The sequence below is a fragment of the Streptomyces sp. ERV7 genome (assembly GCF_001653515.1).
Taxonomy (GTDB): domain Bacteria; phylum Actinomycetota; class Actinomycetes; order Streptomycetales; family Streptomycetaceae; genus Streptomyces.
Window position 1 is genome coordinate 762,131 of the sequence record NZ_LYOY01000040.1, and the last position, 21,657, is coordinate 783,787.

A 21,657-nucleotide genomic window follows, 5' to 3' on the forward strand; every position below is an offset into this window, starting at 1 on the left:
CGTTATGGCTGTGGACGCCGCCGAACGATCTCCCTCAGCACAAGGCCCAGCCCCCGGCGAGGCCGAGCACCACTCGCTGGCCCTGGTCAACACCGAGTTCGAACTACCGGGCGGCCCTTACGAGGGGCTGCCGGACGCGGCGGCTGCGGGTCGGTGGCTGCGGGAGCGGGGGCTTGGCCCCGTGGGGGCGATGACCCAGGCGGAACTGCGGCAGCTCCGCCTGCTGCGCGAAGCCACGAGAACGGTCTTCAGCGCGCACATCGAGGGCGAACGCCCGGCGGAACAAGCCCTGGAATGCTTCAACGAGGCGTTGGCGGCGGCGCCGGGCGTACGTGAGCTGGCCTGGAGCGCGACGGGCCCGCGCCTGGCAGTGGGGGAGAGGCCGGGAACGCGACTGGAGGCGGCGCTGACGCAGCTGGCCGAGGACGGAGCGGCGCTACTGACGGGGTCATCGGCGACCAAACTCTCGGCCTGCGGCGCGCGGGCTGCCCCCGCCTGTTCATCCGCTCCCACGCGGCGCGGCGCTGGTGCTCGGATCGCTGCGGTAATCGGGTGCGGGCGGCTCGGCATTATGCGGAGCGGGACCGAGTCGCGCGTTACGCGCCATGAGGGGCAGTCAGGAATTGGGTACGCCGCCCGATATCAGGACGACGTTCCTGTTTCATCCGCCCGTGGGCGACGCGGCTTCTTGGCAGATGACGGTGGAAGGCTTCGTTCACGTCCTCACCACCTCGTTTTCGGAGGCGTTTACGAAGTACCGTGCCAGTCACCTGCGGGACAAGACGGTGGTCGATTTCGAGGTTGAGGTCGGTCCTGGGGTGTGGGTCGAGGGTGTCGCGAACACGCCGGTCGAGGGCAGTGCCGTCATCACCCTGGTCGGGGTCTCTGCTTCGGAGGCCGCACAGTTTGCCTTGTGGCTGCGTACAAGCATGGTGCCGACCCCGGGTCTGGTGCGCTTCAGTAGTGAACGGGCGCTGGAGGGCGGGGACGCGACGGAGTGGGCGGTGCCGTCCGGCGGGGATCTGCAGCAGATCGTCTCGGTGCTGGAAGGGCATGTCGCGCGGTTCCACGGCCACTGATCTGGAACGGAAGTCTTCGACGGCGACCACCTCCGTGCATGCAGGGACCCCGAAGGCTACCGCTTCGAAGAACCAATCCCGCATGCGAGAGGGGCCAGACGTCGAGGCAGCGCACCGCGCAGCAGGGATGGATCCCGCCTGCGCGCAGAACACTGGACCCGATCTGCATGTTCAGGTGGCAGATAAGTGAACTATTGCTCGCCTCGAATGGAGCGGGTATGTCCCCAAAACGGCTTGTATGCGTGTGAAGCTGTTGATCGTTTCGCTGGGTCTCTCTTGCGGCAGGTCGGGCGGGCTGCAGGACCTGAGCGGACACACGTGAGAGCGAGTCCCCCGCGGGCGGGTGCCACGCGATGCACCGCCAGGTCATGAGCGGTCTGCGCCTCGTCCCTCAGAGTCGAGGCCTGTCGGGCCGCTGAACTGACACCACGCGTGTTCAAGGGGAGTCCATGGGACGGATGTTGACCAATGACGCCGCTGGACCGCAACTCGCCCCAGAGGGCATCACGGGCGGCGATGCGCTAGCGCGTCCAAGTGCTACGCCACGCATGAGCGGCGAGTTGGCTGCTGAGGCGCTTTCGGTGGCGCTTGAGGGTCGTTTGACTGGTGTGCTTCTACCTCCAGGCGACGCACGAGCCATCGTTCACCCCAACGGGTTCGTCAAACTCCCTGTCGCGCGGACGCCCGATGGCTCCACCAGGCTTTTCCTGCATGTCTGGCAGGTGGACAGCAGTGATGCTGATACCCATGACCATTGCTGGGCGTGCGACTCGATGGTTCTCCGCGGCGAGCTGTCTCACACCCTTACGGACGTGACTGTCAGCTCACCTCCCTGCTCAGGAAAGGAAGTCGGCGGCCATGGCATTGAGCCCGCCTTCGCCGTGGCTCGGTACCGTCCCGACGGCGGGAATCACTCTTTCGACATGTCTCACCGCGAGACGGCGGTCATCCTTCAGCAACGCACGCAGGTAATTGCCACCGGGCATGAGCGGGCCGCTCGCAGGTTCCCAGGGTCCCGTCGGTCCGGGTCTAGATGACCCTCATGCCCTCTACCGCCGAACGGATAGCGTGACTTCATGAGCAGTGGTGCTGTCTCCAAGGCGAGGGGAGCCGTGTACATCGATCGCTCAGTCTTCGGCCTGGGCGAGCAACTCCGCCCAGATGAACCGCCGCGTCCTTCGTGGCTGGAGCTCCCATGGTCCGATGAGCCGGTCATCGTCGAACCTGGTGCCGTCCGCATCCTCAGCAACGCTCAGTCGCACGAGACCACGGTCGAGTTGACTCTGCAGGACGGGCCTCTGTGGTCTCCGGGACCGGACCTCGACCAACTCGGCGGGTGGCCCTACGTCAGCGCCAGCGGCCACGTCATCCTCGCCACTATCGACGGCCCGGAGATGCGGATGCGCATCAACCTCCGGCCCGACGCCAGGTACGTGCTGCGTGTGTGGCGGAAGGGCGGCGACACGTCCGCCGCGAGGTTCGAGGAGCTGATGGGCAAGGTCTACCCCATCACGGGCCTGGAGGAATACCGCTTCCTTTTCACCCAGGCTGAAGGACCCCGCCACCAACACATCGCGCACGACGGAGAGGTCCAGAACGGGTGTGAGGATGGAACCGACCTGTCAGCCGTCATCGGAGCAGGCGGTACCGAAAGGCGTCGAGGAACGGCCGAATCGCCATGCACGTTGCGGCCCATAGCCGCACGGAATGAGACGCACCGCAGCGAGCGGAATGGCCTGTTCGATCACTCTACGCGAACACCGTGAAGAATCGCCGCAGCTCAGCAGCAGTATATAAGTACAGAATGGCCTGATCGGCATCGGCCAATACCGAACGGTCCACCCCATACATTTGTTCGATGCCGCCCGCGGCTGACGTCAGGACGTTACAGTCGACTTATGTCTCCCGCGAGAATCCAGCAACACTTTCATTCGGCGCCTGGGGGTGGATGAGTGGCCGAAATTCAACGCTTCGGAGTCGCCCTGCAAGGGGGCGCCGTTGCCTTACGGAAGGGAATCATGCACAAAATAGCTGCAATCGCGATAAGTGCGGCTGCTGTATTTCTTGCAGCAGCCCCGGCCCTTGCTGATGACCCAGTGCCTCAAGGCCCCGACGCGGACACCCTGAACCTCGGAGCGAGTTGGGACGTCCTGTGCAGCTCTCCGGGTGATTCATCGTACAAATTCTCCATCTTCTACAACTCCGGCCCCAGCGGGGCTTGGAGGAACATCGGCTACAGCGTGTACGACTTTGACGCGCTGCGCCCCGGTGACGGTCATTCGCATCCGCTCAGATTCTGCAGCGGTGGCGCGAGCTCGCCTCCAAAGGGGTCTGGGGAGCGCATCAAGAACAATGCGGCGGCGGCAGAGAACAGCCACTACAAGTACTGGTCGCGGGTGTACTACAACAGCGGATACAAGGGCAATCAGGATGCCCTGGCCCCATACCAGAGCACAGGGCAGTTCCGAAAGGTCTACAACGAGAATGCATCCTTTCAGTGGACCTACAATTAGCCGACCAAGAGCATCTGTGGTCACGATAAAGGGAAGGATGCAGGAATGAGCTCTACACGTACGGTCGGCAAGGTCGCAGTGCCGATTGTTGCGGCGCTGGCGGTGGGCGCAGTCGCGGTCGCGGGTTTATCGGCGAATTCTTCATCGAAAGACGGCGCGAAGCAGCCGCCCGCACATCAGAAAAGCTTGGCCAACGCGGCAGTCGCGCCTTCGGATCCTGGCAATCCCGCCACGTGGCATCTGCCCGTTGAGGCGTACATGGTCAGCAAGGCGGACGCGCGCCTGGTGGGCGTCAGCCGCGACCAGGTGATCGACGTATGCATGGAGCGGGCGGGCTTCCCCCAGTGGACTCCGGCACCCGACCTGCCTGCCCTGGGGGGAAAGACCGAGACGGACTGGCGGTACGGCATCCACGATGCCGCGCTGGCCGCCAAACGCGGATATCACCCCGATGCCGCCGAGCAGATCGCATACGACAAGGCCATGATGGCCGGGGCCGTGGACAAGTCCGGGGCCGACCCCAAGGCGGAGGAGAGTTGCGCCCTGTCCGCGAGCGGCACGGTCCCCGCGGTCGTCGCGTCGGACCTCGTCCAGAAGATCAAGGCAGATTCCTTCAAGGAGTCCGTCAAAGAACCCCAGGTGGTCGCCGCGTTCGCCCAGTGGTCCTCGTGCATGAAAGCGAAGGGCTACTCCTACAGCAAGCCGATGGACGCCGGCGACGACCCGCGCTTCAACGACCCTTACACAGTAACGGACTTGGAGATCGCCACAGCCAAGGCGGACATTGCCTGCCGTACACAGAACCACGTGGAAAAGACCTGGTTTGACGCCGAGTCGGCGCTGCAGACCAAGGCAATCAAGGCGAACCAGTCCGCACTGGCGTTCGTAAAGACCGCCAACGAGGAGACGGTGGCAAAGGCGAAGTCCTTTGCCACCGCACGCCGCTAACACAGCGACACCACGGGGGTGTCCGCGCATGACGCGGACACCCCCTGCGGTCTCGGCACCGGCTCCGATGGACAGGCGATAGGGGCAGCCCGCTGTCCCCCGAATTCACGAGCCTGCCACGTATGCCCAAGGCGTGTAGCCGCCTCGCGCCACGTCTGGGGTCAGCCACAGGCCTCCGTGGGCGCCCACCGCTGTCCCCGCTCGATAGCCCCATGGATAGTGCAGCACTCATTCGCCGAGTGCTGCCCGTGGAGCGCACACACTCAACCTCATCAGGAGAGCCATGCCCAAAAGCCATCTCATCCGCCGGTCCGCGACAGCAGTGGCCGCGCTGGTCTGCCTGACCGCCATCGGTTCAGGACCTGCCTGGGCGCACACAGCCTCGTCTGCGCCGGTCTGTGCCCACTCCGCCTGTTTGCTTGCCGTCCGGGCAGGAGCGCACCCAGATTTCGACCGTCTTGTCTTCGATCTGACGGACGGATCAGTGCGCATACGGGAGACCGCGTCCGACAGCCCAGATGCTTATGTCGGGGCGAGCGGCGAGTCCAAGCATGTTCAGATTCCAGGCAAGTCCTACCTGTACCTGGATATCCAGCCCGCACACACCGTGGACGATCGCGGCACGCCTACCTTCACCGGTCCTCCGTCACAGAGCTTTGCTCTGCCGTCGCTCACGGGAGTCGAGCTGATGGGGGAGTGGGAAGGCCACCTCACCGCCGCGCTGTCCCTGGGGGACTACTCGCGCTACCGGGTCTTCACCTTGACCTCGCCCAACCGGCTCGTCATCGACGTCTACCACTGATGCGCCCGCGCCTTCCCGTCACGTCATAAGTCACCCATGAGGAGATGGCGTTGAAACGCACAAGGAGAAAACAAACCTGCTTAGCGGTGTTGGCCGCAACAGCGGTACTCACCAGCCTGACCCAGATATCGTCGGTCGCCGCCCCCACAAACCAGGCAGCGTCTGAGCGGACCGGACCGGTGGCCGACCCGGCTGTGGTCCCGCCGGGCGAGCGCGCGCAGCTGCTTGGCAAGGAGTGGAGCCGGTCGGGGGACCGGGCTTGGACCACCAGCGGGGACGCCGATGGCTTCCACATCCTGACCGCCGATCAAAAAGATGGATACGCCTGGAAGACGGCGGCCACCTTGTCCGAGCCCGGGTTCGATGCGGATGCCTGGATCGGCAACACGTGTGTCACCGGCTCGGGTAAGCGGGCGGTGGTGGTGTATGCGCCGCGTACATTCACCAATAAGCCGCAGCTGATGGCCCGCGGAGGGTTTACTGCGATCGTTGACCTCGACACGGGCCAGGTCAATAAGCTGGATCTGCTGGCGTCGCTGTCGTACTACAACCCGGGCTGCGGGACCGGTGAGAGTGTGGTGCTGACCCAGTCCGGCGGTGAGGACAGGCCCGGTACCCGGCTGATCCAGCTGGATACCACCGCCGGGAAACTCACCGCGCCGATCGAAACCAAGGGGCAGGTCACCTCCGCCATCCCGGCCGCCGACGGCAGAATCGTTGCTGCGTCCGGCGCCGAGCTCATCCAGGTCGACGGCCAAGGCCGCCGAACGGCGCTCGCCCGGACCGTGGGCGTGCCCTACCGGCTGACGCCAGATGGTGACGGCGGCGTCGTGTTCCTGGACAAGAAGGGCACCACCAGCACCGTCAAACGGATCACCGCAGCCGCCGTGACACACCCCGATGCCCGCCGCACCCAGCCGACCCTGCTCGCCGAGGGCCTGGCAGCCGAGACGGGCCTGGTGCGCAGCGCCAGCACGGTGTACATCGCAGGCAATACTCGCCTCGCCCCGAAGACGGCACTGCCGACCGCCGTGGCCCAGCTCGTCGGCGCCCGCAAGGACGTCCTGGTCACGACCAAGGGTGACGGCTTCCTGCAACCGCCCGAGTGGGCCGATGGCAAGGGGACGCTCCTGCCTCCTGGTGATGCCGACAGGGCCCGCCCGGTGAAACTCGCCCTCACCATGGCCACCACCGGCCGGCAGGCCGCGTTCACCGTCGACCCGACCCACCGCACCACCTCCCACCCGGCCCAGGGGCGCGCGGCATCCCCGGCCCTGACCAGCCACACCCACCGCCCCGCCACCGCGAAGGCGAAAGGCGCCGCGGCGGCCAGTTCGCCCACCGATCCGGTCGAGGCCGAGCGCACCTGCTCCGTGCCGCGTAACGATCCCCGCAACCAGGCGATGCAGCCCAAGCCGCGGCAGGTGGAGTGGGCCGTGGACCAGGCGGTCACCGGCAACCTGAACACGTTGGTGAAACGACCAGCAAACTGGAAGAACCTCGGCATGCCCGAATACGCACCGCAGAGCCTCTTCCTCAACCCCGTCGTCGAGGGCGGGGACAGGGCGATCGCGCAGGTCATGCTCGGGGTGGCCACACAGGAATCCAACATGTGGCAGGCCGGCCGCGAGGCCGTGCCCGGCGTCACCGCCAACCCGCTGATCGGCAACTACTACGGCATCAACCTCTACGACGGCGACTCCGGCAACGACTGGGACGTCAACTTCGCCAACGCCGACTGCGGTTACGGCATCACCCAGATCACCGACCACATGCGCATGGCCGGCCGTGAGGACGGCCACGGTGGTACCGCCTGGGACTACCAGAAGCAGCGCGCCGCGGCCCTGGACTACACCGCCAACATCTCCGCCGGACTGCAGACCCTGATCTCCAAGTGGAACGAGACCCGCGCCGCCGGCCTCATCGCCAACCACGGCACTTCCGCCCGCCCGGAGAACTGGTACTTCGCCCTGTGGGCCTACAACTCCGGCTTCCACCCCAAGACCAGCGACGGGTCCCCCTGGGGCCTGGGCTGGGCCAACAACCCCGCCAACCCCGAATGGGACGCCGGACGCCTGCCGTTCATGGAGAACGCCAACGGCGACGACGACGCCAGCGCCGCCGCCCGCCCGCAGAACTGGCCCTACCAGGAGAAGGTCCTCGGCTTCGCCGCCCATCCACCGGCCTTCCTGGAATCCCCCGGCAAGATGGTGCCCGCCTTCCGCGCCGCCTCCTGGAACGGCACTAACGACGGCGTCACCACCAAGGGCAGCGCCAAGTACAACCGCGCTCACGTGAAGGCACCCGAGGACCTGTTCTGCGACACCTCGAACACCTGCAACCCGAGCCGGATCTCCGACTCCGCCACCAACGACTCTGCCACCAGCGGCCCCTGCGGGCGTGCGGACTTCAAATGCTGGTGGAGCAAGCCCGCCACCTGGAAGACGGACTGCGTCACCACCTGCGGGTATGAGTTCATGCGCTTCAACAACACCTACCCCGAGGAAGCCGACGGCACCGCCTACCCGCCCAACTGCACCACCAGCGGCCTGCCCTCCAACGCCCTCATCGTCGACGACGTCCCCACCGGCACCCCCGTCCCCCGGCCCGGCTGCACCAACACCTGGACAAACTCCGGCAGCTTTGCCTTCGCCTTCGGCAACAACGGCACCGAATCGGTCTACCCCTCCAAGGTCGACCTCCACCAGCTCGGCGCAGGCTTCGGCGGCCACTTCTACTACGGCCACACACGCCAGAACGATGCCAAGGGACAACGCCTGAAGATCACCGGCACATGGAAGTTGAAGAACCGACTGCCCAAGGCCATGGCGAGGGTGTGGGTTCACCTTCCCGACCACGGAGCACAGACCGCCTACGCGCAGTACGAGATCAAGACCGTCAACGGCATCAAGAAAAAGACGATCAACCAGAAGGGAGCAGCGAACCGTTGGGTATCCCTCGGTTCATACCGCTTCAACGCCGCCATACCCGAGATGGCGTTGACCACGATCACCTCCAACGGAACGGGTGACGACGACATCGCCTTCGACGCTGTCGCGTTCGAGCCCGGCGATCCACAGGATCTCGGCATCATGCCCCTCGTCTCGATCCCCGATGGCGAACCACAGGCCGATCTGCCCGGTTTCGATGACCAGCCCATTCGCGCGAACCGAAACACCGGAACGAGCGCCGCACGGGGAGCCGTACCCGGTCTTGGTGACCGTTGCTCGCCGCGCGACGCCAAGGGACGCACACTCTGCATGCGGCTCAGTTCCGACAAAAAGAGTGCCCCGCAGAAACGAGTTGGCAGTAAAAGTCCGTCTGCGGCAGGGGACATCGTGTCCTGGTGCGCCCCAATGTCCCCGGGAAACGACTACTACACTCGAACTGAAGCCTGCTTGCGGAAGATCTCCAATGTCTCCCTCTTCTGGATGGAGAACGGGAAAGAGCTGGGCTGGGCCGACTTCGTGATGGAGATGCAGATTAAACTGCACCCAAACCTCAACGAGTTCGACCAGTACATCAACATCGTTCCTACCCGGGTCGACCCGACACTCGGACAGGTAACCGTCTCGTGGGACACGACAAACACCTGCGGGGCAGACTGCCCACAGTCGCCCAAGGTCTGGACGGGCGAACCCAGCTGGAATACCAAGGACCTCCACACAGCCAAGGGCCTCTACCAGACCAAGTGGGGCGGAACGGGTGAGGAGAAGTTCGACCTCGGGTGGATGCTGACCGGCCGCGCGTCCGTCACCCCCCTCATCGCGAACCATGACCTCGGGGGCACCTTGGGCGACCTCACCGTTCGGTGCGACAACATCACCAAGGGCACGGTAAGCCCTGGATGTGTCTTCTCCACGTACATCCCCACGTATCCCATTCCCACCAAGCGGTATCCCGCCGCAGGAGCCTACTACTGGCTTATGCGCGAGAAGCTGGCCAGCCACCCGGGGAGCAAGGAGAGGAAGAAGCCGCTGCACTATCTCGCAGACGGCCAGAGGGGAAACCGCGATGTCATCTGCCCCACCAACTGGGATGCGCATCCCTCGACGCCGTCAGGCAGCTGTGACGAATATGCCTTCGCCACCACCTACGAGAGCGGCGGCCTCACGGGAGGGGCCAACAAAGTGGACTCAGGGGATGAATGCGTCCAACTGCACGCGGCGCCACCCGATCAGTCACAAAACCAGTGGACTATCCGCCTAGATGACCGTGACACTGCTGATGCGCCCGAGGTGGATGCGGATGATCCCGCAATCTGGAAGGCAAAGTGCGGGCGGGCGAGCATACCCCTCGACCAGAATACAGGGGCGATGGCGCCATTCGGTCGAAACGGTGGCTTCGTGCCCTCGAAGAGGTTACTGGACAACGAGCCTTTCTGGCTCGGTCTCTCGGGATTCGAGCACTGCGTATATAATGCGGACAGCTGCACATTCCGTCCCAGTGACGCCAGGTAGATGAATCAGGAGAGGCTGACGGAATTCACGCGAACCCGTCAGCCTCTTCTGCGGTCGCGAATTTTCGCATGAAGGTTGAGTATGGGATGACCGTGGTGAAACGTCTACCATTTGTGTTCCTCTTAGCGTATCGGGAACATGGATGTGGCCCCTGCGGCACCGTGAGGAAAGTTACTGCCGATAGTCAACCGCGCTGAGCCTGCTCTCTTCCAGCTGGCTACGCCGGAGGCTGATCTCGAAGAAATCTGTGATGACCTGCAGGCTCGTGGTCGCGTGCTGATCGCCCCCCAGTTCTTGTGTGCTGCTGCCCCCGGAATGGAGTACGCCGGCCGCTGAGAGTCGATCAACCAATAGGTCTGGATTAACTCCCCATCGACGCGATTCCTCGCCAAGCCCGAACTGGCACACTTTCACCCCGTTTTTATAGTAGGTGAAAACTGACGGCGGCTCCCACGGCATCAGGTGAAAGCTCACCGCCTCCACACCCCCTGCGGACAGCTGTTCCATCCCATGAGGTGCTGAGGCCACAGCATCGCCATACTCCACGGCGAACGCCCACCCGCCGGACTGCCCGAGCAGGGCGATGCGCTGAGTCTGTGATGATTCGATCAATTCCCTGGCCTCTTCCGTACTCATCAGAGGCAGTCGACCCCCGGCCCCAGGGTGTAACCGATTGGCTAGATCGGTTAATCCGATCCCGCGAACAAACGTGAGGCAATCTACCGCGTAGGGCTCAAGAATCCAGGAGATGCCGACAGTCATCCCACGTATCTTCTTTCAGTTGGCGAACCGTGAAGGGCGAGCGGAAGGCGACCCATCCGGACGGCCGATGATTCGACAACCCTGACGGCTGCACCTCTCCGGATGCCACGATGCCACAGAACACCCGCCCGGCCCATCGGAGTTCACTCAACTCGATGCAGTTCATTCCCCCACCCGAGATGCCTGTCACCGTGCCCGAGTGGCAGCACGCTGAGTGGAAACGGCGCGTCTCTGACGGGAACCGCCGCTGGCCAGTAGCACTGTACGACGAGCCGGGCAACGCCCTGGCGATCGACGTTGTCCTGGGCTCGTTCCCCGACATTGGTGAGCCAGTACCGGCCATTGCCCTGTCACGTGACGACGAAGCCCTGGTGGAACAGTTGCAGCTGACGCCCTACTTGTTGCAGATCGTGCACCGTACTGCTTGGTTGGTCGCTTCGAGGCCGAGGCCGATTGCGGTCATGGCGGCAAACCGCTGCCATCACACGAAGCCGTAGTGCTCGCCTAGGACGAAGGTCACGACGAAGGCGGCTGGGATAGTGGTCCACAGGGGCAGGGACGGGATGTCGGGCTTCTGGGGGCCATTCGTGGCGGAGGGACCACGTCCATACCTACGTCCGCCCAGGCCCAGGAAAGAGGAGTGAGGTCCTGCGTTCGGGGGATGCCGCAGGACCTCACTCACACCCGACTTTACTCCCCCTTTTCCCACACGGAAGTCGTCCGTCGGTCGATCATCAAGAGCGCGCGAGCCCCCGCCTCACCTCCGCCAGAACAAGTGATGCACCACCCCACTCGCACTCGGCACCACCTCCAGATGGAAGCGGTCCCGCAGCTCATCCGGGGACTCCCACAGCCGGATACCCGACCCCAGCCGAAGTTGCGGCGACACCGCCACATGCATCGTGTCGACCAAATCCGCATCGAGGAACTGCCGGATCGTCGTCACCCCGCCACCCAGGCGGACATCCTGGCCCCGCGCCGCCTCCCGCGCCTGCGCCAGCACCGCCGCCGGGTCACCATCCACGAAATGGAACGTCGTGTCGGACAACGTGAACGACGGCCGTTTGTGGTGCGTCATCACGAACACCGGTGTGTGGAACGGCGGTTCGTCGCCCCACCAGCCCCGCCACTCCTCGTTCTCCCACGGCCCCCGCTGCGGCCCGAACTTGTTGCGGCCCATGATCTCCGCACCGATGTTGCGTGCGAAGTCCCGCGTGAAGTAGTCGTCCAGGCCCCGGCCGCCCCCGGCATCGGTACGCATCGGCCAGCTCGCCGTCGCCCCCGCCCAGCCGAACAACTCGCCCGCATTGGGCAGGCCGAACGGGCTCTCCAGGCTCTGGTCCTCGGCGGCACCCGCGCCGATACCGTCGCTTGAGACGTTGAAGTTCTGGACCCTCAGTAGCTGAGTCACGTGTTCCCTCCAGGGTTGTCGATGACGGTGTGACTGTCCGGCCCGCGCAAACTCATCGCTGCGACAGTGACCACCCCCGACCGCCACGCCACGACTTGAACCTGACACCCGTGTCAACTCCTACGATCCCGGCATCGCAAAACGTCACACCGCAAGCCCGTCGCGTACTAGGAGGCACACCAAATGAGTGACCTGACCGGCAAAGTAGCCCTCGTCACCGGCGGCAGCCGTGGCATCGGCGCCGCCATAGCCAAGCGCCTCGCCGCCGCAGGGGCCGCCGTCGCGCTCACCTACGTACAGGCCGTGGACCAGGCCCGGGCCGTGGCCAAGGACATCGAGGCGGATGGGGGCCGGGCCCTCGTCATCCAGGCCGATCTCACGCAGCCGACCGCCGCCGCCGACGCCGTCGAGCGGACCGTACGGGCGCTCGGCCGCATCGACATCCTCGTCAACAACGCCGGCTTCCTCACCTATGGCCCACTCGACGACGTATCCGTCGACGAACTCGACCGCGTCCTCGCCGTCGATGTCCGGTCCGTGTTCCTCGCCGCGCAGGCCGCCGCCCGGCACATGGGCGACGGCGGGCGGATCATCAGCATCGGGTCGTGCTTCAACGGGCGCGTTCCCGGGGCGAACTTCGTCCTCCAGGCCATGGCCAAGACCGCGCTCGTCGGGCTGACCAAGGGACTCGCCCGGGAGCTCGGGCCGCGTGGGATCACCGCCACCCTCGTCGACCCGGGACCGATCGACACCGACATGAACCCCGCCGCCGGGGAGACCGCCGACTTCCAGCGTTCCCTCACCGCCCTGGGGAGCTACGGCAACGCCGACGACATCGCCGCCGCCGTCGCCTACCTGGCGGGGCCCGGCGGGCGTTACGTCACCGGCACCGCCCTCGCCGTGGACGGCGGCTACACCGCCTGACCGCCCCGTCCCCGCCGCGCACCCGCACTCCCCAGCAGCGCCGCCGTCTCCGCGTGCGACCCGTGCAGCGCCCACTCCAGTGGCGACCAACCCGTCCCGCCGTCCTCCCGCAGGCTCGGATCGGCGCCGTGCGTCAGCAGGACCCGTACCGTCTCGACGTGCGCCCAGCACGCCGCCGCACACAGCGGCGTGCCCTCCGCGCCGGGGCCGCCGCTCTCCGCGTCGGGGGCGGCCCCGGCCGTCAGTAGTACGCGGGCGATCTCGGCCCGCCCGTTCACCGCCGCCTCGTACAGAGGAGTCGTGCCCTCCCTGTCCGCGCCCTCCGCATCGGCCCCAGCCCGCAGAACCGCCCTGACACGGGCCGCATCACCCACCGCGATCGCCCCGAAGAGACGGTCAGACAGCTTCTTGCGCCGGCGATGGTTCATGGCGGCCGAGGTTAGTCGCCCGGCGCGTGGCTGGACCAGCCACGTAGCCGGGGAAGTTGGAGGTGCCGACGTACAGCACCTTGCCCTGCTGTACGAGGACGTCCATGGCCTGCCAGATCTCCTCGAAGGGGGTCTGACGGTCGACGTGGTGGAACTGGTAGAGGTCGATGTAGTCGGTGCCGAGCCGCTTCAGGCTGGCCTCCACCGAGCGCCGGATGTTGAGCGCGGAGAGCTTGTTGTCATTGGGCCAGTCGCTGGTGTTCCAGGGGCTGCCGTCCGGGGTCATGTTCCCGTACCCCTTGGTGGCCAGGACGGTCTTGTCCCGGCGACCGCCGCCCTTCGCGAACCAGGACCCGACGATCTCCTCGGTGAGTCCCTTGTGTTCGGCGACGCCGTAGATGTTGGCGGTGTCGAAGAAGTTGATGCCGGCGTCCTGGGCGGCATCCATGATCGCGTGACTGTCGGCCTCGGCCGTGAGCGAGCCGAAGTTCATGGTGCCGAGGACGAGGCGGCTGACCTTGAGTCCGGTGCGTCCGAGCTGCGTGTACTCCATGAGGCACCAGCGAAGCTGTTGAAGTGCGCTCGAAGCAAGGGGGGTTCCGTCGCGGAAAGCGGTCAGGATCCCGCGAACCAGCTCGACGCGTCCAGGCGGAACGCCTCCGGTGGTACCACCGTGCGCAGCGACGTCTCCATCTCCCGTACCGGGCCGGGGCCCAGTGTGCGGACCCAGTCGGCGCGCAGTTCGTCGAAGACGGCCGCCGAGCGGGACAGTGCGTCCAGGCCGTGCGGGGTGATGCGGACGATCTTGCGGCGGGCGTCGGTGGGGTCGTCGGCTCGTTCGGCGTAGCCCAGTGACTCCAGGCGGTCGACGGTCTTGCCGGCCGCCTGCTTGGAGACGCCGAGGCGCCGGCCGATCTCGCTCGCGGTCGCCCCGGCGGCGCCGATGGCCTGGAGCGCGAAGCCGTGCGCGGGCCGCAGGTCCGGGTGGCCCTGCTCGGCCAGCTCGGCGTGGAGGCGGTCGATGAGGGAGCGGAAACCGGCGAGGAGGAGCAGGGGGAGCTCGTAGCCGGGGGTGCCACCGCTCCCGGTCCCGGCAGTTTCTCCGTTGCGCGAATCGACAACCTGGTTTACCTTCTTATCGTCAACCACGTTGTCCATCTTAGGGGTGCAGGAGCACGCGTATGGCATTCATCGAGCACACCCTGGAGTCCGCCCCCGTCGAGTCGCGCCGCGCGATGGAGGGAACGGTCAAGCACCTCGGCCACCTCTCCCCGGCCGTGGCCCGGCTGGCCACCTCGCCGCACACACTGGAGGGCTTCCTGAAGATGAGCGCCCTCTTCGAGCGCACCACGCTGGAACCGGTCGCCCGCGAAGTGGTGATCATGACCGTCGCCACCCGTAACGACTGCGCCCTGTGCGTGAACATGCACACCGCCCGGCTGCGCCGGCTCGGCGCGCCGGACGAGCTGATCGGAGAGCTTCGGGAGGGGAAGCCGTTGACCGACGAACGCCTCGACGCCGTACGGGAGTTCACGCTCGCCGTGTACGCCACCTCGGGCGCGGTCCCGGACGCCGGCCTGGACGCGTTCCTGGCCCAGGGGTACACCCGCCAGAACGCCCTGGAGGTCGTCCTGGGCATCGGCACGTACACCGTGTCGACGTTCGCCAACCGGCTGACGGGCGCGTCACACTAGGCGGCCGCCACAGGCGCGGCGTACGCGCCCCCCAGCCCCCACCCCTGGTGCATCGCGTCCGCGAACGCCGCCGCCAGTTTGTGCTCGCCGGAGGCCGAGGGGTGGGTGCCGTCGTAGGTGTCCTCGTGGATGTCGTACGCCGGCGGGTGCGAGGCGAGCAGCAGCGGCGAGGCGGGCTGGTCCAGGTCCGCCACCGCCTTCGCGAGGAGTTCGTTGAAGCGGGTGACCTCGGCCGCGAAGGGGGTGTCCGACTCGGCCCGTATGTTCGGGATGACCGGCAGCAGGACCATACGGACGGCCGGGTTCGCCGTGCGCGCCGCCGTCACGAAGGCGCGGACGTTGGCCGCCGTCTGGTCGCTGTCCGTGTAGAAGCCGAGGTCGATGAGGCCGAGGGAGACCAGCAGGACGTCCGCCCGCGCCTCGGTCGCCGCCCCGGCGATCAGCGGGGCCATGTGCAGCCAGCCCTCGCCCCAGCCCGAGAGGTGGCGCCGGGCCGGTGCGGGGAAGTCCTCCGCGCCGTACGCGTACGACAGCGGCGCCCCGGCCTCCGTGTCGAACAGCTCGGTGCGCGGCCCCACGATCTCGAAGGGGCCGTCGAAGGACGTGCTCAGGTGCTGCCACATCCGGTAGCGCCAGGTGATGTCGCCGGCGCGTCCGATGGTCATGGAGTCGCCGACGAACATGAAACGCATGGGGCCATGATGGCGGATCACCTGGGCGGCTTCGACGGGCTGCCACGTGACGATGGACACTTGGTGCCATGCGTTTCCCGATGCGTTCGCTTCTGTCCGCCGCCACGGCCGCCGGGCTCGTCGTGCTGGGGGCCGCCGCGGCCGCCGCCGACGACGGTGACTTCACGATCAAGGATCCCCGGATCAAGGAGTCCAGCGGCCTCGCCGCCAGCCGGACCCACCCTGGGATCTACTGGACGCACAACGACAGCGACGACGGGCCGTACGTCTACGCCATCGACTCGAAGACCGGCGAGACCGTCGCCAGGATCACCATGACCGGCGTCGGGCGCCCGCGCGACGTCGAGGCGATCTCGGTCGGCTCGGACGGGAACGTGTACGTCGGCGACATCGGGGACAATCTCGGCGGCACCTGGAAGAACGTCTGGATCTACAAGTTCCCCGAGCCCGCCCGGCTGAAGGACGCGACGGTCAAGGCGACGCAGTACGTGGTGAAGTACGCCGACGGGCCGCGCAACGCCGAGGCGCTGATGGTCCACCCCAAGACGGGCCGCCTCTACATCGCCTCCAAGAAGGAGGGCGGCGGCGGGCTGTACGAGGGCCCGGAGCGGCTCTCCACGGCCGGGACGAACGTCTTCCGGCGGATCGACGACGTGCCGTGGGTCACCGACGGCGCCTTCTCCCCGGACGGCACGAAGCTGGCGCTGCGCGGGTACTTCTGGGCGGCCGAGTACGACTGGAAGGGCGGGAAGCTGGGGACGCGGCACGGTGTCTCGGCCCCGCTGATGCGCCAGGCCGAGTCCGTCACGTACACCCCGGACGGGAAGGCGCTGCTCTTCGGGAGCGAGGGGGAGCGGAGTCCGGTGGCGCGGGTCGCCGTCGCGGGGGGCGGGAAGTCCCCGTCGGACGCCCCTACAGCGCCACCCCCACCGGCGCGGCCCTCGGGGCGGGCAGCACGGCGCTGGTCGTCGAGTCACTGGAGCACGCGCTGGCACGCGGAGCCACCATCCTCGCCGAGGTGAAGGGACACGCCATCACCAGCGACGCCCATCGCGTGGCGGGCAACGACCCCTCGGGCGAGGCCTGGGCGGAGAGCTTCCGGCGGGCCCTGGCCGACGGCGGTGTACCGGCCTCGGACGTGGGCACGGTCTTCGGCGACGCCCGCGGCACCGCCGCGATCGACCGCGCCGAAGCCGCCGCGGTCACCCAGGTGTGGGAGCCGGGCACGGTCCGGCTGAGCAACCTCAGCCCGTACACGGGACACGTGCCCAGCACCTCGGCACTGATGTCGGCCGTCTGCGCCACCGAGACCCTGCGCACCGGCTGGAGCCCGCGGATCCCGGGCCTCTCAGAGCCTCTTGACGGGCTGCGCCCGTATCTCGACTCCGCTGCCGAGGCCGTCGGCAAGGCGTGTGTGGTGACCGCCGCCAACTGGGGAGGGACCTACGTCTCCCTGGTCCTCGCCCCCTGGCAGGAGAGCGCCGCGTCCGAGGAGGCGGCATGAACCACCACACCACCGCGGGCCCGGTCGTCCGCATCAGCCCGCCGCAGCAGTGCCCGGAGCGGGACGACCCCCGCTGGACCGACTGGCTGACCGACACCGAACGCGCCTACGCGCACTCCCTGGCCCGTGCCGAGGAGCACCTGTCCGCCCGCAAGGCTGCCAAGGAGGCGGCCGCGCGGCTCCTGGGCTGGCCGGGGCCGCCGCCCTGGCAGGACATGGAGATCCGGCGCGCCTCGGACGAGGCACCCACCCTGCGCGTACGCGGTGCGCTCGCGCAGTGGATGGCCGACCACGGCCTGGCCAACCCCCGCATCTCGCTGACGCACGCTCGCGGGTACGCGGCGGCCCTCGCCTGGTTCCCGGCCGGTGGGGAGCGGTGATGCACGCGCCACAGCCGTACCGCCGGATCGCTCTGATCACCGGGGCACTCGGCGGCATCGGAGGGGCCGTGACCCGAGCCCTGCTCGACCAGGGCATGGGCGTCGTGGTCACCGACCTCGACGGGGACGCCTGCCGGGCGGCGGCGAGCGAACTCAACAGCGGCCGCACCACGGGCAACGCGGTCGGCCACCCCCTCGATGTGACCGACCCCGACTCCTGGCAGCGGGCGACCCGGTTCGCCCGCCGCCGCTTCGGCCACCTCGACGTCCTCGTCAACAACGCAGGCACACTCGGCATCCACGGACTGGAGAGCTGCACCGACCAGGAGTGGGACCGCGTGGTGGACACCTGCCAGCGCGGCACCTGGCTGGGGATGCGGGCCGCCGCCCCGTGTCTGAGGTCCGCCGGGGGCGGCTCCATCGTCAACGTGAGCTCCATCTACGGAATGGTCGGATCGGGCGCCGCCTTCGCCTACCACGCCGCCAAGGGCGCCGTGCGGGCCATGAGCCGCGCGGCCGCCGTCGAACTGGCCCCCTCCGGCATCCGGGTCAACAGCGTCTCCCCCGGCATGGTCGCCACCCCCATGACGGCGACCGTGCCCCGGGAGTTCCTCAGCGACGTCACCGCACGCACCCCCCTGCGCCGCCCGGCGCACCCGGACGAAGTGGCGGCGGCTGTGCGATTCCTGGTCTGTGACACCGCCTCCTTCATCACCGGTACCGAAATCGTCGTCGACGGCGGCTTCACCGCCCTGTGACGCTCTTACGCGAGGAGTCGTGATGGACGAGGACCACGGCCGGGCGCCCTGGGTCGCGTTGGGCGTCCTGTGCACAGGCTTCTTCATGATCATGCTGGACACCACGATCGTGCACGTGGCCATCCCGGCGATGATGCGGGGGATGGCCGCGGACCTGGACCAGGTTCTCTGGGTCGTCAACGCCTATCTGATCAGTTACGCGGTCTTCATGATCCCGGCCGGACGCCTCGGCACACGCTACGGCCCCCGGCGGATCCACCTCACCGGACTCGCCCTGTTCACCACCGCCTCCGCCCTGTGCGGCTGCGCCGGAAGCATCGGCCAACTCCTGGCCTGGCGCGCCCTCCAGGGGCTCGGTGCGGCCCTGGTGACGCCGCAGATCGGCGCCTTCGTCGCCGTGCTCTTCCCCGCCCGCCGACGCGGAGCCGCTTTCGGCGCACTCACCAGTGTCATGGGACTGTCGATCGTCGCGGGCCCCCTCCTCGGCGGACTCCTGGTCACCCGCGTCGGCTGGCAGTGGATCTTCATGGTCAACGTGCCCGTCGGCGTCGCGGTGCTCCTCCTGTCCCTCGCCCTGCTCCCCGCGCCGACCCCCGACGAGCGCCGGGGCACGGACCCGCTCGGTCTGGCCCTGGTGACGATCGGGCTCACCACCCTCACCTTCGCACTGCTGGGCAGCGGACGCCCGTTGCGCGGACAGGCCCTGTGCGCGGGAGTCGCCTGCCTGGTCCTGTTCCTCGTACAGCAACGCTGCAACACCCGCTCCCCCCTTCTGCCGCGCGCACTGTTCGCCCGGCGTGACTTCGCCGTGGCCAACGGCATCGGCGCGGCCGTCCACTTCGCGGTCATCGGCAGCGCCACCCCGATCGCGCTCCTCCTGCAACAGCAGTTGCACCTCACCGCGCTGCAGTCCGCCCTCCTCACCGCGCCCACCCCGCTCGCCGCCGCCGCGGCCGCGCACGTCTCCGGCCGCCTCGCCGACCGCATCGGCGGCAAACCCCTGGTCATCGGCGGCCTGCTGACCTACGCGTACGGGCTCGCCGTGGTGGGTTCGCAGGCCCGCCCGGGGATGGACCCCTGGGAGCTGCTCCCGGCGATGCTCCTGGCGGATCTCGGCATCGGCGCCGCCCTCGCCCCGCTCACCAAAATCGCCATGGACGCGGTCGACAGCCGGCACGCGGGCCCGGCGTCCGGCCTCCTCAACACCAGCCGTCAGGTCGGCGGCATCCTCGGCGGCGCCGCCGTCGGTGCGCTGATCAGCCGTCAGACAGCCTCGGCCGCACAGGAGTCGGCCGACCCGGGGCCCACCGGCGGGGCAAGCCGGGCGGTCGACTACGCCGCCGCCCTGCACACCACTACGCTCCTGACATCCGGCGTCCTGTTCCTCGCCGCCGTCGCCGCCGCGACGCTCGCTCCCGCACGCAGCCGGCGGCCCCTGCACCCACGCCGTACGGCGTGGGTACGGCTCGACACTCTGCCCGCCGTCGTCCAGGAACACCACGGCTACCAGGCCGTTCAGATCCTCACCGCGACCAGGGTCGCCGCGCGCGGGCGCCGCGAGGTCATCGGATTCGAAGTGGCGGGCGCCGACAGTTCCCTCGCCTGGTCCCGCCTGCTGAGCGGGCTGCACGCCCACGGCCTCAACCTCGCATCCGTCCAGTACGTGGTGTGTGACGACACCCCTGGGCTGGCCGCGGCCGTCGGCCACGAACTGCGCCTGCCGACCCGCCCGGCGGGCGGGTCCCGCGACGCGGCGGCGGAGCTGCGGCGGACCCTGCGGCGGCATCTCGGCGCCGACGGCCCCGCGCACACACCTACCGGACTGGCCACCACCGTCCAGGAGGCGATCACGGCGCAGAACAGCCAGTGGGCCACAGCACCCCGCCCCGGCGGAAGAACCTGGCGTCCTCAGGTCCCCCTATGACCTCCCGTCCCGTGCCGCGACCGTACGCATCGCACGGGACCGGGCTGGAGCACCACCTCAAACCCCCACCCCTCAAAAAACACCCCACCAGCCAACGGACCAACCAACCCACTCCCGAGACGGAGGAACCCCTCATGCCCGTCCCCCAGGAACTCACCCCGCACAGCACAGCTCCAGCGGCGCCTGAACGCCCCGCGCACAGGCTTCCCACACTCACCGGAATGCGGTTCGTGGCCGCGGCCGCCGTCGTGCTGTGCCACTTCTCCCTCTACATCCGGGGGAACCCGGACTTCTGGCGCAACCTCGGCCAGGTCGGCGTCTCGTTCTTCTTCGTCCTCAGCGGCTTCGTCCTCACCTGGTCGGCCAGGCCCGGCACCCCTGCCCGGGCCGTCTGGCGCGCGCGGGCGGTGAAGATCTTCCCCAACCACCTCCTTGTCGGAGCGGCCCATGCGGGTCTCATGCTGCTGACAGGGAAAGCGATCGTCACCGCCCAGATCCTCCCCACGGCGACACTCACCCAGTCGTGGATTCCCGGATTCAACCTCACGACGGCCATCAGCCCCGTGAGCTGGACCCTCTCCTGCGAGATGTTCTTCTACCTCGCCTTTCCGCTGCTGCTGACACAACTCCGCCGCGTACCCCCGAGATACCTGTGGTGGGCGGCCGCGGCACTGATCGCGGTGATCTTCGCCCTGCCGGTCGTCGCCGACCACTTCGTCCCCAACGGCAAGCCGATGTCCCCGCTGCTCCCCTACCTCGACAACGACGCCTGGTTCGTAGGATTCTTCCCGCTCGCGAGGGCCTTCGAGTTCGCCCTCGGCATGGTCCTGGCGCGCATCGTCGCCGCGGGAAAGTGGATACAGCTCGGCATGGCGCCCGCCACGGTCCTGTTCGTACTGGGCTACTGGCTGTCGATGGGATCCGGCCTGTACTCCTTCGCCGCCGCCACGGTCATCCCGATCGGCATGCTCATCTGCGCGGGCGCGGTCGCGGACGTCGAGGGGCGCCCTTCCCCGCTGCGCCACCCCTACCTCGTACGGCTCGGTGAGATCTCGTTCGCCCTGTATCTGGTGCACAAGCCGGTCATCGACTACGGCACCAAGCTGCTCGGCATCCCGCACTTCAGCGGTCTGGCCCTGGTGGACCAAGTGGTCGTACTGGCACCGCTGTTCGCGATCGCGCTACTCCTGTCCTGGCTGCTGTATATCGGTGTGGAACGCCCGGTGATGCGTCACTGGGCCCGGCGCCGCCCGCGCCGCAACGCGAACCACCGGGCGGCCTGCCGGGAGTGCCCGGCCCGAACCTGCTCGGGCCGGCCGAGCGGTGCGGATCACTCCGAAGGGGAGGACGTGGCCGAGCGTCCCTGGCCACGCTGACC

The 21,657-nt window shown here is 67.7% G+C and carries 21 protein-coding genes and 2 pseudogenes; 17 read left to right on the plus strand and 6 right to left on the minus strand.

Features of this window, described 5'->3' with window-relative positions:
- Positions 1-4: 4 nt before the first annotated feature.
- From A8W25_RS35730 to A8W25_RS18030, 8 genes and pseudogenes are all read left to right on the plus strand, one after another.
- Positions 5-388: pseudogene (locus A8W25_RS35730) on the plus strand (ABATE domain-containing protein); the annotation flags it as partial.
- A gap of 113 nt (positions 389-501) precedes the next feature.
- Positions 502-609, plus strand: coding sequence for a CGNR zinc finger domain-containing protein (locus A8W25_RS35735; protein WP_420708502.1), 108 nt, complete (start codon positions 502-504; stop codon positions 607-609).
- A gap of 14 nt (positions 610-623) precedes the next feature.
- A complete protein-coding gene (locus A8W25_RS34995) occupies positions 624-1,079 on the plus strand; it encodes a hypothetical protein (protein WP_234386490.1) in 456 nt (151 codons plus the stop codon).
- 1,112 nt (positions 1,080-2,191) lie between these two features.
- Positions 2,192-2,845 carry a hypothetical protein gene (locus A8W25_RS18015; RefSeq protein ID WP_067162715.1) on the plus strand — a complete coding sequence of 218 codons (654 nt, stop codon included), beginning with the start codon at positions 2,192-2,194 and terminating at the stop codon, positions 2,843-2,845.
- 252 nt (positions 2,846-3,097) lie between these two features.
- Positions 3,098-3,592, plus strand: coding sequence for a hypothetical protein (locus tag A8W25_RS34040; protein WP_158942603.1), 495 nt, complete (start codon positions 3,098-3,100; stop codon positions 3,590-3,592).
- Between the two features lie 45 nt (positions 3,593-3,637).
- On the plus strand, positions 3,638-4,540 hold the full coding sequence (locus tag A8W25_RS18020) for a hypothetical protein (protein WP_158942605.1): 903 nt from the start codon (positions 3,638-3,640) through the stop codon (positions 4,538-4,540).
- A gap of 283 nt (positions 4,541-4,823) precedes the next feature.
- Positions 4,824-5,342 carry an AMIN-like domain-containing (lipo)protein gene (locus A8W25_RS35740; RefSeq protein WP_420708476.1) on the plus strand — a complete coding sequence of 173 codons (519 nt, stop codon included), beginning with the start codon at positions 4,824-4,826 and terminating at the stop codon, positions 5,340-5,342.
- A 44-nt stretch (positions 5,343-5,386) separates the two neighbouring features.
- Positions 5,387-9,802 (plus strand): hypothetical protein, encoded by a 4,416-nt coding sequence (locus A8W25_RS18030; protein WP_067162721.1) that lies wholly within the window; start codon positions 5,387-5,389, stop codon positions 9,800-9,802.
- A 171-nt stretch (positions 9,803-9,973) separates the two neighbouring features.
- Here A8W25_RS18030 and A8W25_RS18035 read toward each other — a convergent pair whose 3' ends face one another.
- Complete coding sequence (locus A8W25_RS18035; protein ID WP_234386492.1) at positions 9,974-10,564, minus strand: DUF6461 domain-containing protein; 591 nt, start codon at positions 10,562-10,564, stop codon at positions 9,974-9,976.
- 155 nt (positions 10,565-10,719) lie between these two features.
- Here A8W25_RS18035 and A8W25_RS18040 point away from each other — a divergent pair, with 155 nt between their 5' ends.
- Positions 10,720-11,061 carry a hypothetical protein gene (locus A8W25_RS18040; RefSeq protein WP_067162724.1) on the plus strand — a complete coding sequence of 114 codons (342 nt, stop codon included), beginning with the start codon at positions 10,720-10,722 and terminating at the stop codon, positions 11,059-11,061.
- 260 nt (positions 11,062-11,321) lie between these two features.
- Here A8W25_RS18040 and A8W25_RS18045 read toward each other — a convergent pair whose 3' ends face one another.
- On the minus strand, positions 11,322-11,975 hold the full coding sequence (locus tag A8W25_RS18045) for a dihydrofolate reductase family protein (protein ID WP_067162726.1): 654 nt from the start codon (positions 11,973-11,975) through the stop codon (positions 11,322-11,324).
- 183 nt (positions 11,976-12,158) lie between these two features.
- Here A8W25_RS18045 and A8W25_RS18050 point away from each other — a divergent pair, with 183 nt between their 5' ends.
- Positions 12,159-12,899: an SDR family NAD(P)-dependent oxidoreductase gene (locus tag A8W25_RS18050; protein ID WP_067162727.1), complete on the plus strand. Its 741-nt coding sequence runs from the start codon at positions 12,159-12,161 to the stop codon at positions 12,897-12,899.
- Here the strand turns inward: A8W25_RS18050 and A8W25_RS18055 are convergent.
- The 3 genes and pseudogenes from A8W25_RS18055 to A8W25_RS18065 all read right to left on the minus strand — a co-directional run bounded on the left by A8W25_RS18055 (position 12,887) and on the right by A8W25_RS18065 (position 14,485).
- Complete coding sequence (locus tag A8W25_RS18055; RefSeq protein ID WP_067162729.1) at positions 12,887-13,327, minus strand: ankyrin repeat domain-containing protein; 441 nt, start codon at positions 13,325-13,327, stop codon at positions 12,887-12,889. The genes A8W25_RS18050 and A8W25_RS18055 overlap by 13 nt on opposite strands.
- 4 nt (positions 13,328-13,331) lie before the next feature.
- Positions 13,332-13,880 (minus strand): annotated as a pseudogene (locus tag A8W25_RS18060) (aldo/keto reductase); the annotation flags it as partial.
- Between the two features lie 62 nt (positions 13,881-13,942).
- Entirely contained in the window at positions 13,943-14,485 is a 543-nt protein-coding gene (locus tag A8W25_RS18065; RefSeq protein WP_067162732.1) for a MarR family winged helix-turn-helix transcriptional regulator, read from the minus strand.
- 23 nt (positions 14,486-14,508) lie between these two features.
- Here A8W25_RS18065 and A8W25_RS18070 point away from each other — a divergent pair, with 23 nt between their 5' ends.
- On the plus strand, positions 14,509-15,021 hold the full coding sequence (locus A8W25_RS18070) for a carboxymuconolactone decarboxylase family protein (RefSeq protein ID WP_067162734.1): 513 nt from the start codon (positions 14,509-14,511) through the stop codon (positions 15,019-15,021).
- Here A8W25_RS18070 and A8W25_RS18075 read toward each other — a convergent pair.
- Complete coding sequence (locus A8W25_RS18075; RefSeq protein ID WP_067164193.1) at positions 15,018-15,713, minus strand: GDSL-type esterase/lipase family protein; 696 nt, start codon at positions 15,711-15,713, stop codon at positions 15,018-15,020. The genes A8W25_RS18070 and A8W25_RS18075 overlap by 4 nt on opposite strands.
- 68 nt (positions 15,714-15,781) lie before the next feature.
- On the opposite strand from A8W25_RS18075, the gene A8W25_RS34425 reads away from it, so the two are divergent.
- The 6 genes from A8W25_RS34425 to A8W25_RS18105 all read left to right on the plus strand — a co-directional run bounded on the left by A8W25_RS34425 (position 15,782) and on the right by A8W25_RS18105 (position 21,655).
- Positions 15,782-16,735, plus strand: a complete 954-nt coding sequence (locus A8W25_RS34425; protein WP_234386493.1) for a WD40 repeat domain-containing protein — start codon at positions 15,782-15,784, stop codon at positions 16,733-16,735.
- Positions 16,732-17,217 (plus strand): hypothetical protein, encoded by a 486-nt coding sequence (locus A8W25_RS34430; protein WP_067162736.1) that lies wholly within the window; start codon positions 16,732-16,734, stop codon positions 17,215-17,217. Before A8W25_RS34425 ends, A8W25_RS34430 begins: the two co-directional genes overlap by 4 nt.
- Positions 17,214-17,597 (plus strand): hypothetical protein, encoded by a 384-nt coding sequence (locus A8W25_RS18090; protein ID WP_067162738.1) that lies wholly within the window; start codon positions 17,214-17,216, stop codon positions 17,595-17,597. Before A8W25_RS34430 ends, A8W25_RS18090 begins: the two co-directional genes overlap by 4 nt.
- On the plus strand, positions 17,597-18,355 hold the full coding sequence (locus tag A8W25_RS18095) for an SDR family NAD(P)-dependent oxidoreductase (protein ID WP_067162740.1): 759 nt from the start codon (positions 17,597-17,599) through the stop codon (positions 18,353-18,355). The genes A8W25_RS18090 and A8W25_RS18095 overlap by 1 nt, the downstream gene beginning before the upstream one ends.
- 22 nt (positions 18,356-18,377) lie before the next feature.
- Positions 18,378-20,279: an MFS transporter gene (locus A8W25_RS18100; RefSeq protein ID WP_067162742.1), complete on the plus strand. Its 1,902-nt coding sequence runs from the start codon at positions 18,378-18,380 to the stop codon at positions 20,277-20,279.
- Between the two features lie 221 nt (positions 20,280-20,500).
- A complete protein-coding gene (locus tag A8W25_RS18105; RefSeq protein ID WP_067162744.1) occupies positions 20,501-21,655 on the plus strand; it encodes an acyltransferase family protein in 1,155 nt (384 codons plus the stop codon).
- The last annotated feature ends 2 nt before the right edge of the window (positions 21,656-21,657 follow it).

Bases quoted from the DNA above. Each gene is read 5' to 3' on its own strand.
- A8W25_RS34040 (WP_158942603.1), top strand. From the start codon at position 3,098: ATGCACAAAATAGCTGCAATCGCGATAAGTGCGGCTGCTGTATTTCTT.
- A8W25_RS18020 (WP_158942605.1), top strand. From the start codon at position 3,638: ATGAGCTCTACACGTACGGTCGGCAAGGTCGCAGTGCCGATTGTTGCG.
- A8W25_RS35740 (WP_420708476.1), top strand. From the start codon at position 4,824: ATGCCCAAAAGCCATCTCATCCGCCGGTCCGCGACAGCAGTGGCCGCG.
- A8W25_RS18030 (WP_067162721.1), top strand. From the start codon at position 5,387: ATGGCGTTGAAACGCACAAGGAGAAAACAAACCTGCTTAGCGGTGTTG.
- A8W25_RS18035 (WP_234386492.1), bottom strand. From the start codon at position 10,564: ATGACTGTCGGCATCTCCTGGATTCTTGAGCCCTACGCGGTAGATTGC.
- A8W25_RS18040 (WP_067162724.1), top strand. From the start codon at position 10,720: ATGCAGTTCATTCCCCCACCCGAGATGCCTGTCACCGTGCCCGAGTGG.
- A8W25_RS18050 (WP_067162727.1), top strand. From the start codon at position 12,159: ATGAGTGACCTGACCGGCAAAGTAGCCCTCGTCACCGGCGGCAGCCGT.
- A8W25_RS18055 (WP_067162729.1), bottom strand. From the start codon at position 13,327: ATGAACCATCGCCGGCGCAAGAAGCTGTCTGACCGTCTCTTCGGGGCG.
- A8W25_RS18065 (WP_067162732.1), bottom strand. From the start codon at position 14,485: ATGGACAACGTGGTTGACGATAAGAAGGTAAACCAGGTTGTCGATTCG.
- A8W25_RS18070 (WP_067162734.1), top strand. From the start codon at position 14,509: ATGGCATTCATCGAGCACACCCTGGAGTCCGCCCCCGTCGAGTCGCGC.
- A8W25_RS18075 (WP_067164193.1), bottom strand. From the start codon at position 15,713: ATGCGTTTCATGTTCGTCGGCGACTCCATGACCATCGGACGCGCCGGC.
- A8W25_RS34425 (WP_234386493.1), top strand. From the start codon at position 15,782: ATGCGTTTCCCGATGCGTTCGCTTCTGTCCGCCGCCACGGCCGCCGGG.
- A8W25_RS18090 (WP_067162738.1), top strand. From the start codon at position 17,214: ATGAACCACCACACCACCGCGGGCCCGGTCGTCCGCATCAGCCCGCCG.
- A8W25_RS18095 (WP_067162740.1), top strand. From the start codon at position 17,597: ATGCACGCGCCACAGCCGTACCGCCGGATCGCTCTGATCACCGGGGCA.
- A8W25_RS18100 (WP_067162742.1), top strand. From the start codon at position 18,378: ATGGACGAGGACCACGGCCGGGCGCCCTGGGTCGCGTTGGGCGTCCTG.
- A8W25_RS18105 (WP_067162744.1), top strand. From the start codon at position 20,501: ATGCGGTTCGTGGCCGCGGCCGCCGTCGTGCTGTGCCACTTCTCCCTC.